The 15,155-nt window shown below is 54.0% G+C and carries 15 protein-coding genes and 1 other RNA gene; 1 reads left to right on the top strand and 15 read right to left on the bottom strand.

Annotation, left to right across the window (positions count from 1 at the left end):
• Positions 1–2: 2 nt before the first annotated feature.
• From NI21_RS0106670 to NI21_RS0106625, 11 genes are all read right to left on the bottom strand, one after another.
• Positions 3–911 carry a trans-4-hydroxy-L-proline dehydratase activase gene (locus NI21_RS0106670; protein WP_033125452.1) on the bottom strand — a complete coding sequence of 303 codons (909 nt, stop codon included), beginning with the start codon at positions 909–911 and terminating at the stop codon, positions 3–5.
• Positions 912–1,206: 295 nt separating this feature from the next.
• Positions 1,207–1,556: RNase P RNA component class A (gene rnpB, locus NI21_RS16090), an RNA gene on the bottom strand.
• 27 nt (positions 1,557–1,583) lie between these two features.
• A complete protein-coding gene (rnhA, locus tag NI21_RS0106665) occupies positions 1,584–2,069 on the bottom strand; it encodes a ribonuclease HI (RefSeq protein WP_033125451.1) in 486 nt (161 codons plus the stop codon).
• 19 nt (positions 2,070–2,088) lie between these two features.
• Positions 2,089–2,808 (bottom strand): MBL fold metallo-hydrolase, encoded by a 720-nt coding sequence (locus NI21_RS0106660; RefSeq protein ID WP_033125450.1) that lies wholly within the window; start codon positions 2,806–2,808, stop codon positions 2,089–2,091.
• Between the two features lie 7 nt (positions 2,809–2,815).
• Positions 2,816–3,292, bottom strand: coding sequence for a molybdenum cofactor biosynthesis protein B (locus tag NI21_RS0106655; protein WP_033125449.1), 477 nt, complete (start codon positions 3,290–3,292; stop codon positions 2,816–2,818).
• 73 nt (positions 3,293–3,365) lie between these two features.
• Entirely contained in the window at positions 3,366–3,692 is a 327-nt protein-coding gene (locus NI21_RS0106650; RefSeq protein ID WP_052083991.1) for a bifunctional adenosylcobinamide kinase/adenosylcobinamide-phosphate guanylyltransferase, read from the bottom strand.
• A 3-nt stretch (positions 3,693–3,695) separates the two neighbouring features.
• Positions 3,696–4,100 carry a bifunctional adenosylcobinamide kinase/adenosylcobinamide-phosphate guanylyltransferase gene (locus NI21_RS0106645; protein WP_033125448.1) on the bottom strand — a complete coding sequence of 135 codons (405 nt, stop codon included), beginning with the start codon at positions 4,098–4,100 and terminating at the stop codon, positions 3,696–3,698.
• Positions 4,101–4,129: 29 nt separating this feature from the next.
• Positions 4,130–4,795 (bottom strand): UDP-N-acetylglucosamine pyrophosphorylase, encoded by a 666-nt coding sequence (locus NI21_RS0106640; protein WP_033125447.1) that lies wholly within the window; start codon positions 4,793–4,795, stop codon positions 4,130–4,132.
• Positions 4,792–6,912, bottom strand: a complete 2,121-nt coding sequence (locus tag NI21_RS0106635) for a DNA topoisomerase (protein ID WP_033125583.1) — start codon at positions 6,910–6,912, stop codon at positions 4,792–4,794. Before NI21_RS0106635 ends, NI21_RS0106640 begins: the two co-directional genes overlap by 4 nt.
• Positions 6,913–6,922: 10 nt before the next feature.
• Complete coding sequence (gene ppk1, locus NI21_RS0106630; protein WP_033125446.1) at positions 6,923–9,043, bottom strand: polyphosphate kinase 1; 2,121 nt, start codon at positions 9,041–9,043, stop codon at positions 6,923–6,925.
• Between the two features lie 115 nt (positions 9,044–9,158).
• Positions 9,159–9,890: a Crp/Fnr family transcriptional regulator gene (locus NI21_RS0106625; protein ID WP_052083990.1), complete on the bottom strand. Its 732-nt coding sequence runs from the start codon at positions 9,888–9,890 to the stop codon at positions 9,159–9,161.
• Between the two features lie 104 nt (positions 9,891–9,994).
• Here NI21_RS0106625 and NI21_RS0106620 point away from each other — a divergent pair, with 104 nt between their 5' ends.
• The gene (locus NI21_RS0106620; RefSeq protein WP_033125445.1) at positions 9,995–10,747 is read left to right on the top strand and encodes an ATP-binding protein; all 753 of its coding nucleotides are present in this window, start codon (positions 9,995–9,997) and stop codon (positions 10,745–10,747) included.
• A 131-nt stretch (positions 10,748–10,878) separates the two neighbouring features.
• Here NI21_RS0106620 and asd read toward each other — a convergent pair whose 3' ends face one another.
• The 4 genes from asd to NI21_RS0106600 all read right to left on the bottom strand — a co-directional run bounded on the left by asd (position 10,879) and on the right by NI21_RS0106600 (position 15,078).
• On the bottom strand, positions 10,879–11,964 hold the full coding sequence (gene asd, locus NI21_RS0106615; protein ID WP_033125444.1) for an aspartate-semialdehyde dehydrogenase: 1,086 nt from the start codon (positions 11,962–11,964) through the stop codon (positions 10,879–10,881).
• A 28-nt stretch (positions 11,965–11,992) separates the two neighbouring features.
• Positions 11,993–13,375, bottom strand: coding sequence for an argininosuccinate lyase (argH, locus tag NI21_RS0106610; protein WP_033125443.1), 1,383 nt, complete (start codon positions 13,373–13,375; stop codon positions 11,993–11,995).
• 94 nt (positions 13,376–13,469) lie between these two features.
• Positions 13,470–14,105 carry an epoxyqueuosine reductase QueH gene (locus NI21_RS0106605; protein ID WP_033125442.1) on the bottom strand — a complete coding sequence of 212 codons (636 nt, stop codon included), beginning with the start codon at positions 14,103–14,105 and terminating at the stop codon, positions 13,470–13,472.
• 4 nt (positions 14,106–14,109) lie between these two features.
• Complete coding sequence (locus NI21_RS0106600) at positions 14,110–15,078, bottom strand: L-lactate dehydrogenase (protein WP_033125441.1); 969 nt, start codon at positions 15,076–15,078, stop codon at positions 14,110–14,112.
• Positions 15,079–15,155 lie beyond the last annotated feature (77 nt).

The raw sequence follows: 15,155 nt of genomic DNA, 5'->3' as shown, positions 1-15,155 counted from the left end.
TTTTACCCTCCTATTTTGGTGTTTTTAAAACCTGCGTCTGCAAAGAGCGCTGCCAGCGCTTCCATCTCTTCTCTGTCTGGCGCGTGCAGATCTGTGCCTTTATATTCCATATCCAGCTTTCTGTACTTTCCGCTTCCCGTATCGTGGTAGGGCAGCAGATTGATCTGTGCCGGATGGATATCGTGTTCCTGGAGAAACGCAATGGTCTCCTTCATATTCCGCTCGTTCCCATTGACCTCCTTCACCGTGGGAATTCGTATGTAAATCCTCGCCCCGTCCCGCGCAAGGCGGACCAGGTTGTCAAGAATCAGCCTGTTGTCAGTTCCGATATATTTTTTATGGAGCTCCGGATCCATCACCTTCACATCGTAGAGGAAGGTGTCCACATAGGGGAGGATTTCCTGAAATCTCTCGTAGGGCACATAGCCGCAGGTATCTATGGTGAGGGACACATCCTGCTTCTTCAGCTCTTTTGCCGCCGCAAGGATAAAGTCCATATCCATGGCCATGACCTCTCCGCCGGAAAAGGTCACCCCGCCGCCGGACTCCTCGTAAAACATCTGATCCTTCATCAGCTCTCCTACCAGATCTTTGACTGAATACTCCTGCCCCACGATCTCCCGGATCCCTGCCGGGCAGAAATTCACACATTTCCCGCAGAGTGTACAGGCTTCCGCTTCCAGGACAGGCTGCCCTTCCTCCATATGTACCGCACCTGCCGGACAGACGGCCTGACAGGTGCCGCACCCTGTGCATTTTTCCCTGTCTACCTGCATTTCCTTTTCAAATCTCTGGGTCTCCGGGTTATGGCACCACTCGCATTTCAGCGGACACCCCTTGAAAAAAACTGTCGTCCGTATCCCGTCGCCGTCGTGGATGGAAAACTTCTGTATGTTTGTTATATTTTTCATCGCACTCTCCTGTACATGTTTCTGCTGTATAAACCATCGTTTGAACTTTAGTCTAATCGTTGTTATAACTATATCTCATCGTTATAATTTTGTCAATCGTCATCTTTACTATAATCCGCCCCCGATTTTTGTGAAATTTGTATCATAATATATTGTGTGTTATCAACAAAAAAAGACTGCAAACGCAGTCTTTTTTCTCATAGTCGTACACATTTATACACCAGTTATATGAATTCCAGACGTAATACTTTTTAAAAGTGTTACGTCTGGAATTAACAATTGTCGTAATTGTGTAAAACCAGGCATAACGATAAGCCGGGTTATGTCGTTGGGTGATCATCTATCTAGGCCTGCCGTCACCGGCAGGCTCAAGCGACCAACCTGAGACGCGGCGGGCCGCCGCATTGTCTCGTTCCGGTCTTGCTTCGGATGGGGTTTACATGTGCCCCTCCTGTTACCAGGAGGGCGGTAGTCTCTTACACTGCCCTTCCACCCTTACCGGGAAGATCCCGGCGGTACATTTCTGTTGCACTGGCCTTGGAGTTGCCTCCACCGGACGTTATCCGGCATCCTGCCCTGTGAAGCCCGGACTTTCCTCACCTGCTGCCTTTCGGCATATGCAGCCGCGATCACCTGTTATACCTGGTCTCACGAATTTCGATTTTATCACAATTATGAATTTCTGGCAAGCCCCGTATCCTCGATCAGGTCCTTCCCGTCCGCCGCTGTAGTGGCCAGGGTATCGCACCTCTCGTTCTGGGGATGGCCGTCGTGGCCCTTCACCCAGATGAACCGGACCTGGTGAGGCTCTTTTGCCTTCAAAAGCCGCTGCCAGAGGTCCACATTCTTCACCGGCTCATTCTTGCCCCTCTTCCAGCCCTTTTTCAGCCAGCCGCCGATCCAGTTCTGATTAAAGGCATCCACCACATACTTGGAGTCTGAGTAGAGCTCCACACTGCAGGGCCTGTTCAGCGCCTCCAGCGCGGCGATCACCGCCATCAGCTCCATCCGGTTGTTGGTGGTCTTCTTGTATCCCTGGGACAGCTCCCTCGTGTGGAGCTGCCCCTTTGTGTCCACATATTCAAGGACGGCCCCATAGCCTCCCGGTCCGTCCGGATTGCCCCTTGCCGCCCCGTCTGTGTATATCCTTACCTGCATAAATTTTTAAGCTCCCGTGTCAGATTTTGTCAAATGTAAAGACCTGGCCCTCCCCTGTGATGTGGGCCACTCTGTCTCTGTAGCCGACTGACGTTTTCTCCTCCATCAGCCGTTCGTACAGACCGTACTGTCCCTGCATGTGCATAGGGAACACGATATCTGTATCCGTATGGCGCATAAACCAGTCCAGTCCCCAGTAATACTCCTTCCCAAGCCTTGGGTCCAGGGGGACAAAGGCGGCGTCAATGTGCAGCCCCTCCAGCTTTCCGATCTCCTTCTGATAGGCCTTCTTCATAAGCTGGTTGTACCTGTCGGTCTCCTCCTCCCAGTGCCACCAGTTCAGATCCCCCGCGTGATAGATAGTCCGTCCCTCAGTCTCCACCACAAAGGCCACGCCCTCATCTGTAGACCGCAGGGTCTCCACAAGAAATGTGCCCTCTCCGTCTCCAATCCGCAGCCTCTCTCCTGATCCCACGAAATGTATCTTCTCCTTTGGAGCGGAGGACGGCACTGCCTCCTTCACATCACCGGACAGGATGTAGGTGATGCGGGGAAACTCTTTCGCCCACTGGAAAATGGATCTCTGAAAGTGATCGTAATGCCTGTGGCTTACGAAGACGTACACATCCCTGTCACTTTCAAAAGAGGGAAGCTCTCCCTTGTAGTAATCAAAAATCAGAACCTTGTCCGCCAGCTCCACCGCGAACCCGCTGTGCTGGATGTATGTGATCTTCATCATATACGCTCTACTCCCTGGGCGCCTTCTGGATCACTTCCACCGCATGGGTGATCTCCGGCAGAAGATATTCCAGGCACTGCTTGACTGCTCCCGCCTTTCCAGGAAGATTGACAATAAGAACGTCCCCTCTGATGCCGGCGGCGCTCCTGTTGAGCATGGATCTTTTTGTCAGCTTCATGGTGTACGCCCGCATGGCCTCGGGTATGCCAAGGACCGGTCTCTCCACCACGTCCATGGTGGCCTCCGGCGTGCAGTCTCCGGCATTGCAGCCTGCCCCGCCTGTCGTAAGGATCAGGTCTGTCAGATGTCCGTCAGCCATTCTCTGCATGACAGTGGAGAGGACCGTCCTGTCACAGGGCAGAGCCTTCTGGAACACGATGGTGTGTCCAGCCTGCTCAATCAGCTTTCTGATCACTTTTCCTGCAGTGTCTTCCTCTTTTTCTCTGTAAACTGCCGTATTTGCTGTTATAATCGCAACTCTCATCTTGTACCTCCATAAAACCATTCTTTCGTACACAGGCTTCCCTTGATACGGCGAAAGCCCTGCCTGTATCTTCCTATTTGATGCGCTCGCCGATGCCGGCTGTCACCCGGTATACTCTGTCAGCCATGTCCGCCAGATAGCAGCCGACCCGGCCAACCTGCTCTCGCAGGATCCGATCCTCCGCCTTCTCCGGCACCATGCCGCAGCCCATTTCACTCATAATAATAACAACTTCCGGGTTCATTTGCAACATGGCCTCCGTCTGTTCCACAGGATCCTTTCCCTCCTTCACGTATTTCTCCACAGAAAACTGATAGGCAGGCATAAGGATCCGCTCCGGAAACTGTTCCTTCGCAAAGGCCACCTTCCCCTGACAGCTTCCTCCTGTAATAAAGATCACGTCTTACCACCACCCCTTCTTTTCATCATTCTGCTTTCTCCAGATAGGGATGCCGTAGACAACCTCCACAAAGAGATCCGCCTCCTTTGCCAGCGTCAGGTTGATCTGGCCGAGACATTCCATAAATTTCCTCTGCTCATCTGTCCCCGGCACGTCGGAAAACACCTGATTTGTCACAACGATCAGATTGTCCGTCTGCTCTCCCAGCGCGTGTATCTCAGAGAGGATCTCCTCCACGATCTGCTGCTGGGGAAGAACCTCCCCCTGGTATGTCCTGATCTTTTCCGTCAGAGTCTCCGCCACGCAGTCCAGCACGATGGTGGACTGCCCCTTATCCATTTTCCCCGCAAATTCCTGCGCGATCCAGGACTTTCCGCTTGCGCTTCCGCCTGTGATCAGCAAAAACATACTACTCCACCTCTTTTATTCACTCTGATTTACCGCTTCTTAACAACCTCTCCCTGCTTTTTGTAAATGCTCCCCGCCGGGACAAAGCCTCTCACAGAGGACAGGGGATAGATGTTGCTGTGGCTTCCCACCACGCTGCCCGGGTTGAGGACAGTGCCGCAGCCGACCTCCACCTCATCGCCCAGCATGGCGCCAAATTTCTTGAGGCCAGTCTCGATGTTCCCCTCCGGGGTCTTCACCACCACCAGCTTCTTGTCGGATTTTACATTGGAGGTGATGGAGCCAGCTCCCATGTGGGCCTTGTATCCGAGGATGGAGTCTCCCACATAATTGTAGTGGGGCACCTGCACCTTATTGAAAAGGATCACATTCTTGAGCTCTGTGGAATTCCCCACAACAGCCCCCTCGCCCACGATGGCATTGCCGCGGATAAAGGCGCAGTGGCGCACCTCGGCGTTCTTGCCGATGATGGCCGGCCCGTGGATGTAGGCAGACTCAAACACCACCGCAGACTTTGCGATCCACACGTCCTCGCCCACCTTGTCATACTCGTCCTCAGGCAGACTCCTTCCAAGCTCCAGGATAAAGTCCTTGATCCTTGGCAGCACCTCCCAGGGGTAGGTAGCTCCCTCGAAAATATCCTTTGCGATTGTCTCATCCAGTGTGTAAAGCTCTTTGATGGTCAGTTCTTTCATTTCTTCTTCGCTCCATTTCCGCCTTCCGGCTTTTTATTTTTTGTTTTATAATATGCGGCTGCCTTGTCGTAGCAGCTCCTCAGCTGATATTGGTTGCCCAGCCCAAGGACTCCGTCTGTCCTTGTGCGGATAAAATGCTCCAGCTTCTCCATGTACTCATCTGACGTGATCTCGCCCTCCGCCACATAGTTCAGCCCCTTCTCCCAGCTGGCTGTCAGCTCAGGGTTGAGAAGGGAGCGGATGGAGTGGTCCACCACATCGTAGATCATCTCCCCCTGGAGGGTAGGCGTCACGATCTGGGTCTTCTTGTTCAGGGCCAGGTACTTATTGTTAAACAGCTTTTTCAGTATCTCGCCCCTGGTGGCGCTGGTGCCGATGCCGCAGCTCTTGATCTGCTCCCGCAGCTCCTCGTCCTCGATGAGCTGTCCGGCGTTTTCCATGGCCAGGATAAGGGATCCGGAATTGTACCTCTTGGGCGGGGAGGTCTTCCCCTCCTTGATATCCAGTGATGAGACCTGGAGTGTCATGCCCTTTTTCAGGCCCTTCACCACCTCAAAGAGAGCGGCCGGATCCTCCTTCCCGGAGTCAGCGCCGGCTGGCGCCTCACCGTCTGTCTCCTCCTGCTTTCCCTTTGTCTGTCCCGCTTTCTGCCCTGGAATTCCCGTCACCTTCAGGTAGCCCTCCTCGGCCAGCACACGGAAGCTGGAAAAAAACTGCTCCTCCTTCATGCCTGTGACAATGGACACCTTCTGGTACACAGCCGCGGGATAGAAAATGCTTAAAAATCTGCGCACAATTATATCATACACCGATTTCGCTGTATGCGCCACACCATTCAGCGCCGAGAGCCCCTGCCCGGTGGGAATGATGGCGTAGTGATCCGTGATCTGCTTGTCATTGACATACCTTGTCTTTGCCAGCCCCTTGTGGGATCCCATGGCCGCAATCTCATTTAAAAAGGGCACCGCCGGACCGTATTTCATCAGCCCGTTGAGATTTTTGCTGATCTCCTTTGCCACGGCTGTAGAGAGCACCCTGGCGTCTGTCCTGGGGTAGGTGACCAGCTTCTTCTCGTACAGCTCCTGGACGATACGAAGCGTCTCGTCCGGGCTGATCTTGAACCTTTTGGAGCACTCGTTCTGCAGCTCCGCCAGATTGTAGAGGAGGGGCGGGTTCTTTTTCTCCTTTTTCTTCTCAATGGACAGGATTTTGCAGCTCTGTCCGCCGCCCTCGCTGCCAAGATAGTCGATCAGCTCCTGTGCCTTCTCCTTCTCTTTAAAGCCGTTCTCCTTGTAGAGACAGGGGGAGGCGAAATACCGGGATCCCTCCGCTGCGCGCCACTCTCCCTCAAAAGAGGCCGCCCCGCTCTTCTCCTTGTCCGTCGGAGCGTCCTTCTCCCCAAAGCTGTCTGCCTGGATCGTGCTGACCACCCGGTAGAAGGGGGTCTCCACAAACTCCCGGATCTCCCGCTCCCGGCGCACCACCATGCCCTGGACGCAGGTCATGACCCGCCCGACGGATATGACAGTATATTTTGTCTTTAGATAATTGGAAATACTGTTTCCATACTTTAGTGTAAGGAGCCGGGAAAAATTGATCCCCATCAGGTAGTCCTCCTTGGCCCGCAGGTAGGCGGAGGAGGAAAGGTTGTCGTAAGCGGACAGATCCTTCGCCTCCCGGATCCCCCGCAGGATCTCCTCCTCGGTCTGGGAGTCGATCCACACTCTGCGGCGCTTTTTCCCCTTCACGCCGGCCATCTGCTCCACAAGTCGGTAGATGTACTCTCCCTCACGTCCGGAGTCGGTGCACACGTAAATGGTATCCACGTCCTCCCGGTTCAGAAGGGAGGAAACGATGCGGTACTGCTTTGCCACCCCGGGAATGACCTCGTACTTGAACTCCTCCGGTAAAAACGGCAGAGTCGCCAGACTCCACCGCTTATATTTTTCATCATAGGCCTCCGGATAGCTCATAGTCACCAGATGCCCCACACACCAGGTCACTACCGCGTCATCTGACTCCAGATAACCGTCATGCCTTCCGGTGCGGAGGTGAAGCGCCCTGGCAAACTCCTGGGCAACACTCGGTTTTTCCGCAATATATAATGATTTTCCCATAAATGCTGTCTTATCTCCTGTCCTGTTTCTTAAAAAGTCCGGCAAACCTCTCCCGCAGCCCTCTCCTTTTCCGGGGAGTGCCGGCGCTCCTGGCAGCGTGCACAGCCTCCTTCATAAAGCGCTCCTGAGAGTTCACCGCATGCTCTGTGATGGCTTTTTTCTTGTAGGTTCCGTCGCTCTGCAGCACCCGGGCCTTCACATTGTCCTCCAGCATCACATCCACATAGTAGCTGATCTGGCGCCGCACCGTATCGTCCAGCACGGGGCAGGCCACCTCCACCCTCTTCTCCGTGTTGCGGGTCATCATGTCGGCGGAGCCTATGTATATCTTCTGATCCGCCCCTGTTCCAAAGCAGAAGATCCTGGGATGCTCCAGATATCTTCCCACAATGCTTGTCACCGTCAGATTGTCTGTGTAGCCTGGAACTCCCGCAAGGATGCAGCAGATTCCCCGGACGATAAGATCGATCCTCACTCCGGCCTGGGACGCCTCGGCTACCTTGGCGATAAAATCTACATCTGTCAGGGAGTTCATCTTCATGATGATGCGCCCCCTGGCGCCTTTCCTGATCTCCCCGTCCATGAGCTGCAGAACCTTTGGCTTGAGAGAGGTGGGGGACACGATCAGATGCCGGTACATGCCATCCAGATTGCCAATGGACATATTCTGGAAGAAGAGGGCCGCGTCCTCTCCGATCTCACGGTTGGCTGTCATCAGTGACAGGTCCGTGTACATGGCGGCCGTCTTTTCATTGTAATTTCCCGTTCCGATCTGGGTGATATACTGGATCTCATTTCTGTGCCGGTAGGTGATCAGGCAGATCTTGGAGTGTACCTTGTAGCCTTCAAAGCCGTAGAGAACACGGCACCCCGCCTCCTCCAGACGCTCGGACCAGTCGATGTTGTTCTGCTCGTCAAACCGGGCCCGCAGCTCAATGAGCACAGTTACCTCCTTGCCGTTCTCAGCGGCGGCACACAGGTACTCCACCAGTCTCGCCTTCTTCGCGAGCCGGTAAATGGTGATCTTGACAGTCATGACAGAGGGGTCGTAGGCCGCCTCCTTGATGAGCTGCAGGAAGGGCTCCATACTCTCATAGGGGTAAAAAAGCAGGATATCATGCTTTCGGATCTGCCGCATCATGCTCCCCTCCTCCACCTGCCGCCCCGGCTGCGGGGAGAAGGGAGGATAGATCAGGGATCGCTTCATGGAGTCCGGCAGATTGCCGCTGATGGCAAACATGTAGTCCAGCTTCATGGGCATCTTTGTGCGAAAAATCTGTTTTTTAGTGATATTGAATTTCTCGCAGAAATATTTTTCCATATCAGGCTGCAGCTTTTCCGCAATCTCCAGACGGACTACAGCCATACGGCGGCGCTTGTGGAGAGTCTGCCTCATCAGATAGCGAAGGTCGTCCGTGACCTCCAGGGACTCGTCATCCGGCGCGATATCCGCGTTTCTTGTGACGCAGATATAGTTTCTCTCGGACACTTCATAGCGGCCAAACACCAGCTCCAGGTGCTCCATGATGACCTTCTCCATCCGGATATAGCGGATGTCATGTCCCGGCAGATAGAGGATGTCAGACACAAAGTTTGGCACCGGCACAATCCCCATCATGCCGCGGCCGTCCTTCTTCAGCATGGCCGTCACGTAGAGCTCCTTGTTGAGAAGATGGGGGAAAGGATGGCCCGCATCCACGATCTGGGGCGAGAGGATGGGGAGCACCTGCTCCTTAAAATATTTTTTTACATATTTCTTCTCACTCTGCTCCAGCTCCTTGTAGTCCAGCCCGCACACACCGTAAGGATGGAGCTGCTTTTTGATCTCCGCATAGGTCTTATCCCGCTCCTTGTAGAGAGGGGCCACCGCCTCGTAGATCTTATCCAGCTGCTGTGCCGGCGTCATGCCGGATCTGGCATCCACTGTCCTCGGATCCGTGGCAGCCATATCGAACAGGCTTCCCACCCGGATCATGAAAAACTCGTCCAGATTGCTGGTAAAGATGGCCACGAACTTCATTCTCTCCAGCAGCGGGACAGACGGATCCTGTGCCTCCTCCAGCACCCGCTGATTGAACTTCAGCCAGGACAGCTCCCTGTTCTGGGTATATTTTAAAATATCCTTCTTCATCTTTTCCCCGCTTCTCCTTTCCGGTCACCGGATCTCTTTTTATAAAGATTATACATGTAAAACGGAAATATATCCAGTATTCTTTTTCGCTGCCCGGCCCACCCGGTTCCTCCTGTCAGTCCCCGGTCCTGTCCGCCTCACACCCCGCAGCCAGGAGCCGGAAATGATTTTTTCTGTAATCCAGTATCCCCTCCCGCTTCATTTTCCCCAGCTCCCTGGACAGCGCGCTTCTGTCAACAGAGAGAAAATCGGCCAGCTCCTGCCTGTTAAATGGAATGTCGAACTGGCTGCCCCCTGCCCGACGGGCCTGGGCTGAGAGATAGGCCTCCACCTTCTCCCGGATCCCTCTCCCGGACAGATACTCTGTCTTGTGGGACATAAACCAGGTCTTCTCCGCCAGAATATGGACCAGATTGACTGCCAGCCTTGCGTAGATCCCTCTCATCGCCTCATCCCCCCTGGCTTTCCCGTTCAGTCTTCTTCCTTCCGGTCTTCTTTCCAGCACCGGCTCCAGATCCAGGAGAAGCACCTTTGTATTTGTCTGAGCCGTCACATTGATATTGAGGGTCCGGTCCTTCCGGCAGGCGTAGACCTCCCCGAATACCTCCCCGGCTTCCACCACGGCCAGGATGCTCCTGTTGCCCCAAAAATCCTCTCTCTCCAGGGAAAGACTGCCCTCCAGCACAATCCCCATGCGGTTCAGCCGATCCCCCTGGCGGTAAAGAACCTGCCCTTTTTCAAAGCGCTCCTCCACCGCGGCCAGAGACTGGAGTAGCACTCCCATCTCCTTTGGACAGATGCCGGCAAAAAAAGGCAGATTTACCAGCATACTTATATATTTTTCCATTTCTCCTCATTTCTGTTGCATTTGCAACTGACTATTTTATTCCATTATACTATACTGCTTGTGTAAAGCAAGAGTACAGACCACACATGCAAGGAGGATTATACATGATACGAAGAATCATACACATTGATGAAGAAAAATGCAACGGCTGCGGACTCTGCGCCAGGGCCTGCCACGAGGGGGCCATTGAGATGGTAGACGGAAAAGCGCGGCTCATGAGGGACGACTACTGCGATGGCCTCGGAGACTGCCTGCCGGCCTGTCCCACAGGTGCCATCTCCTTCACTGAGCGTGAGGCGGCGGCCTATGATGAGGCTGCTGTGAAAAAGCATCTCGCAAAGCGGGGTGAAAATCCGGATCCAGCGCACAGCGGGCCTCACGGCAGTCCCGGGGCTGGCTGTCCGGGCAGCATGTCCCGCAGGCTGCACCCCAAAGAGAGCGCTCCCACCCCCTCTGGCACAGCGAATGCTCAGCCAGGTGCCGCGTCTCAGCCCTCCCAGCTTCGCCAGTGGCCGGTGCAGATCAAGCTGGCTCCTGTCAGCGCCCCCTATTTCAACGGCGCCCGGCTTCTCATCGCCGCCGACTGCACTGCCTACGCCTACGCCGGCTTCCATCAGGATTTTATCCGTGGCAGGATCACCCTGATCGGCTGTCCCAAGCTGGACGGAGTGGACTACACGGAGAAGCTGACCGAGATCATCTCCAAAAACGATATCCGGGATCTGACCATTGTCCGCATGGAGGTGCCCTGCTGCGGAGGCATTGAGCACGCGGCGACAGAAGCGCTGAAGGCCAGCGGGAAATTCATTCCCTGGCAGGTGGTCACCATCTCCACGGACGGAAGGATACTGGAATAGAGAACATCCAGGAAGCAGACAAATTCATTGACCACATCCCCCAGACAAAATGCCCTCCCTGCGGTATGGCTCATACCTGCCGCAGGAGGGCATTTTTTGTTTTTTCTATTCTCTTCTACTTTTATCCTCTTTTATTTTGCCTGGATATATCCCTTAGCCGTCAGGGCCTCGGCGCAGAGCACAGCTCCTCCCGCCGCTCCCCGGACTGTGTTGTGAGACAGGCCGATGAATTTGTAGTCGTAGATGCTGTCCTCTCTCAGACGGCCAATGGAGACACCCATACCATTCTCGTAGTTTACATCCAGAGTTACCTGGGGACGGTTCTCCTCCTCCAGATACTGGATAAACTGCTTCGGCGCGCTGGGAAGCTCCGCCTCCTGTGGGAATCCCTTAAATGTCACCAGCTTCTCGATCAGCTCCTCCTTGGAGGGCTTTTTCTCAAAATTGATGAACACAGCCGCTGTGTGGCCGTTGAGAACCGGCACGCGCACACACTGGCAGGTGATCTTCGGGGAATCTGCCATAACGATCTGGCCGTTCTCCACCTTGCCGAGAACACGCAGGGGCTCCTTCTCGCTCTTCTCCTCCTCGCCGCCGATGTAGGGGATGATATTGCCCTCCATCTCCGGCCAGTCCTTAAAGGTCTTTCCAGCTCCGGAGATAGCCTGGTATGTAGTCACCACCAGCTCCTTGGGTCCGAATTCCTTCCAGGCAGCCAGGCAGGGGGCATAGCTCTGGATGGAGCAGTTCGGCTTCACAGCGATGAAGCCTCTCTGCGTTCCAAGACGCTTTTTCTGATCTTTGATGACCCCAAAATGCTCCGCATTGATCTCCGGCACGACCATGGGCACGTCCGGCGTCCAGCGGTGGGCGCTGTTGTTGGAGACAACCGGGGTCTCTGTCTTTGCGTAGGCCTCCTCGATGGCCTTGATCTCCTCCTTTGTCATGTCCACTGCGCTGAACACGAAATCCACTGTGGAGGCCACCTTCTCCACCTCGTTTACGTTGAGGACTACCAGCTTTTTCACTGCCTCCGGCATGGGAGTATCCATCTTCCAGCGGCCTCCCACCGCCTCCTCGTAGGTCTTGCCCGCTGACCTGGGGCTTGCCGCCACTGTCACTACCTCAAACCAGGGATGGTTCTCCAGAAGAGCGATAAAACGCTGTCCCACCATGCCTGTCGCACCTAAAATACCAACTCTCAGTTTTTTCTCCATTTTTCTGTTCTCCTTTTTCCTTTTATGATTATGAGTACTCCCGCATATATTTCTTATATATGCCGATCACTTCTTCCATAGCCTTCTTACCTGGGGCTCCAGTAGTCACCCGCTTGTTGACACAGGTGTCAATGCTGATGGCGTCGTAGATGTCCTCCTGGAACACAGGGGAGATCTCCCTGTACTCCTCCAGCGTCATGTCGTCCAGGGCAATGCCCTTGTCGATACAGTAGAGCACCAGCTGTCCCACAATACCGTGGGCATCCCGGAAGGGCACTCCCTTGCCCACCAGATAGTCTGCCGCGTCTGTGGCATTAGTAAATCCGTGCCGTGCGCTGGCCTCCATACGGTCCTTGTTGAACCGGATGGTCCGAAGCATGCCTGTGAAAAGAGAGATACACCCCTTTGCTGTGTCGATGGCGTCGAAGGCCGGCTCCTTGTCCTCCTGCATATCTTTGTTGTACGCCAGCGGAATTCCCTTCATGGACGTAAGAAGGGACATGAGAGCGCCGTATACCCGCCCTGTCTTGCCCCGGACAAGCTCCGCAATGTCCGGATTTTTCTTCTGAGGCATAATACTGCTGCCCGTACTGTAGGCGTCGTCCAGCTCCACAAACTGATATTCATTGGAGTTCCAGATGATGATCTCCTCGGAGAAACGGCTCAGGTGCATCATCACCGTAGCCAGGGCTGCCAGCAGCTCAATAAGGTAATCCCGGTCTGACACGCCGTCCATGCTGTTCAGCGTGGGGCCGTCAAATCCAAGGAGCTTTGCCGTGTAATCCCGGTCCAGGGGATAGGTTGTCCCGGCCAGGGCGCCTGATCCCAGAGGGCAGGTGTTCATCCTGTGGTAAATGTCATGCATTCTCTCATGGTCCCTTTTGAACATCTCAAAGTAGGCCCCCATGTGATGGGCCAGAGTGATGGGCTGTGCCTTCTGCAGATGGGTAAATCCGGGCATGATAGTCTCCGTGTGCTCCTCCATGATATTCAGGATGGCAAACAGTAGCTCCTTTAAAAGATTGTCGATGAGGTGCACCTCATCTCTCGTGTAGAGCTTCATGTCCAGCGCCACCTGGTCATTCCTGCTCCTGCCAGTGTGCAGCTTCTTTCCCGGCTCTCCGATCCTCTCTGTGAGCACCGCCTCCACAAAGCTGTGAATGTCCTCATATTTATCCGAGATTTCCAGTCTTCCCTTCTCTATGTCATCCAGGATACCCTCCAGACCTTCCACGATCTTCTCCTTGTCCGCGTCTGTCAGTATTCCCTGCTTTGCAAGCATCATTACATGAGCAATGCTTCCTCTTATATCCTGGGCGTACAGCCTTTTGTCAAAGGAAATAGAGGCATTGAAATTATATACGAGCTGATCCGTCTCCTTGGTGAAGCGTCCGCCCCATAACTGTGCCATTTTCGATCCCCTTTCTTTCGTATAAATTTGTATAAATATTTATAAAATGTTATATATACGCTATAGTTTAGCATACTTCTACCGAAAAACACAACTAAATCTGTTGGTTTCTGCGTTTTTGGGCCTCTCTTAGGGAAAATTCGCACCCGCAGTAATCCTGTCTGTACAGTCCGTATTCCTTCGAGAGCTCTGTAGAGCGCTTGTACCCGTTCTTTTTCTTGAAGTCCGAGAGGAGATATTTCACTCCATACTCCTCCCCCAGACGCTCTCCGATCTCATTCAGCTTTGCCGCGTTTTTCATGGGGCTGATGCTGAGGGTGGTGGTGAAATAGTCAAAGCCTCCCTCCCTGGCCATCCGGGCCGACTCCCGAAGCCGCAGCTCATAGCACCGCATGCACCGTTCGCCACCCTCTTTTACATGCTCCAGTCCTCTGGCCATCTCGTAAAACTTTTCTTTATCGTAGCATCCCGCCAGGAAGGCCACCGGATGCTCTGTCTCCATCTCGCTGATCAGCGTCTGCTGTTCCAGTATCCGCTTCGTATACTCACTCTCAGGGAAAATATTGGGATTGTAGTAGAACACAGTGATCTCAAAATATCTGCTCAGATACTCCAGCACATAGCTGCTGCAGGGAGCGCAGCAGCTGTGGAGAAGAAGGGCAGGCACCCGCTTCTCCTCCTGGAGCCTTCCAAGGAGCTGGTCCAGCTCTCTCTGATAATTGACAGCCATCCCGCTACCTCACTTCCGCAGCTCTGTCCAGGAAGGAGCGGATCACACCACAGGACTGGTGAAATCTTTCCGCCTCATCCGCTGTAAGCTCCACTTTCACTATCTCCTCCACGCCGTTCTTTCCGATCACGCAGGGGACGCCTGCCGCCACATTTTCCTCGCCGTACTCCCCTTCCAGGGCCACGGAAACCGGCCAGATCAGCTTCTGGTCATGGAAAATGGCTTTCACCAGCTTGGAGGCCACGGCCGCTATGCCAAACTCTGTGCAGCCCTTACCTTCCACCTCAGCAAAGCCCTCCCATTTGATATCCTTTTCCATCTGCTCCAGATCGATCTTCCCGATGGTGTCCGGCCTCTCCTCTCTCAGCTCGAAAAAGGATTTCCCGTTCAGCGTCACCCTTGAGTACACAGGCACATGGGAGTCCCCGTGCTCGCCCATGCAGAAGCCCTGGATGGACTGGGTGCTGTAGCCTGTGGCCTGGGAAATATATTTATAGAGTCGGAATGTATCCAGACTGGTCCCTGTGGAGAAGGCCCTGGTCCTGTCAAATCCAACAGCCCTTCTTATATATTCGCAGATCACATCCGCCGGGTTGGAGATGCTGATAAAAAATCCGTGAAAGCCGCTCTTCTTAATACCTGGGATGATATCCTGTATCATGCGGACAGAGTCGTCCAGCATGTCCAGTCTTGTCTCTCCCGGACGGCGGCTGCGCCCGGCGGCCATAATCATGACATCCGCGTCTGCCGCGTCCGCATAGTCTCCCGCATAGACCTTTACCGCATTTCCAAGCCCAGCGGCCGCGTCGCTGATATCCTTGGCCTGGCCCTCTGCCTTGGCCCTGTCTATATCAATAAGAACAATCTCATCCGCCTCCCCTGTATATACCAGGCTGAGCGCGCAGTGGGAGCCCACATGTCCCGCTCCGATGATTACGATCTTTTTCCCTTTTTGCACATTATCTGTATGCATGCTGTCTGCCTCCTCATCTTACGAATTCATCTATTGCCGGTAACTAGTATATGGCATTTTCACACCATATGCAAGCA

The organism is Eubacterium sp. ER2 (assembly GCF_000765215.1).
GTDB classification, from domain to species: domain Bacteria; phylum Bacillota; class Clostridia; order Lachnospirales; family Lachnospiraceae; genus Claveliimonas; species Claveliimonas intestinigallinarum.
The sequence above is the reverse complement of the archived record's forward strand: the minus strand, read 5'-3'. Positions and strand labels throughout refer to the sequence as shown.

What these genes read in the sequence shown, in the direction of transcription:
- NI21_RS0106655 (WP_033125449.1), bottom strand. Translation starts at nt 3,292, where the DNA reads ATGAGAGTTGCGATTATAACAGCAAATACGGCAGTTTACAGAGAAAAA.
- NI21_RS0106640 (WP_033125447.1), bottom strand. Translation starts at nt 4,795, where the DNA reads ATGAAAGAACTGACCATCAAAGAGCTTTACACACTGGATGAGACAATC.
- NI21_RS0106645 (WP_033125448.1), bottom strand. Translation starts at nt 4,100, where the DNA reads ATGTTTTTGCTGATCACAGGCGGAAGCGCAAGCGGAAAGTCCTGGATC.
- asd (WP_033125444.1), bottom strand. Translation starts at nt 11,964, where the DNA reads ATGGAGAAAAAACTGAGAGTTGGTATTTTAGGTGCGACAGGCATGGTG.
- NI21_RS0106660 (WP_033125450.1), bottom strand. Translation starts at nt 2,808, where the DNA reads ATGATGAAGATCACATACATCCAGCACAGCGGGTTCGCGGTGGAGCTG.
- NI21_RS0106600 (WP_033125441.1), bottom strand. Translation starts at nt 15,078, where the DNA reads ATGCATACAGATAATGTGCAAAAAGGGAAAAAGATCGTAATCATCGGA.
- NI21_RS0106620 (WP_033125445.1), top strand. Translation starts at nt 9,995, where the DNA reads ATGATACGAAGAATCATACACATTGATGAAGAAAAATGCAACGGCTGC.
- NI21_RS0106670 (WP_033125452.1), bottom strand. Translation starts at nt 911, where the DNA reads ATGAAAAATATAACAAACATACAGAAGTTTTCCATCCACGACGGCGAC.
- rnhA (WP_033125451.1), bottom strand. Translation starts at nt 2,069, where the DNA reads ATGCAGGTAAGGATATACACAGACGGGGCGGCAAGGGGCAATCCGGAC.
- NI21_RS0106635 (WP_033125583.1), bottom strand. Translation starts at nt 6,912, where the DNA reads ATGGGAAAATCATTATATATTGCGGAAAAACCGAGTGTTGCCCAGGAG.
- argH (WP_033125443.1), bottom strand. Translation starts at nt 13,375, where the DNA reads ATGGCACAGTTATGGGGCGGACGCTTCACCAAGGAGACGGATCAGCTC.
- ppk1 (WP_033125446.1), bottom strand. Translation starts at nt 9,043, where the DNA reads ATGAAGAAGGATATTTTAAAATATACCCAGAACAGGGAGCTGTCCTGG.
- NI21_RS0106605 (WP_033125442.1), bottom strand. Translation starts at nt 14,105, where the DNA reads ATGGCTGTCAATTATCAGAGAGAGCTGGACCAGCTCCTTGGAAGGCTC.
- NI21_RS0106625 (WP_052083990.1), bottom strand. Translation starts at nt 9,890, where the DNA reads ATGGAAAAATATATAAGTATGCTGGTAAATCTGCCTTTTTTTGCCGGC.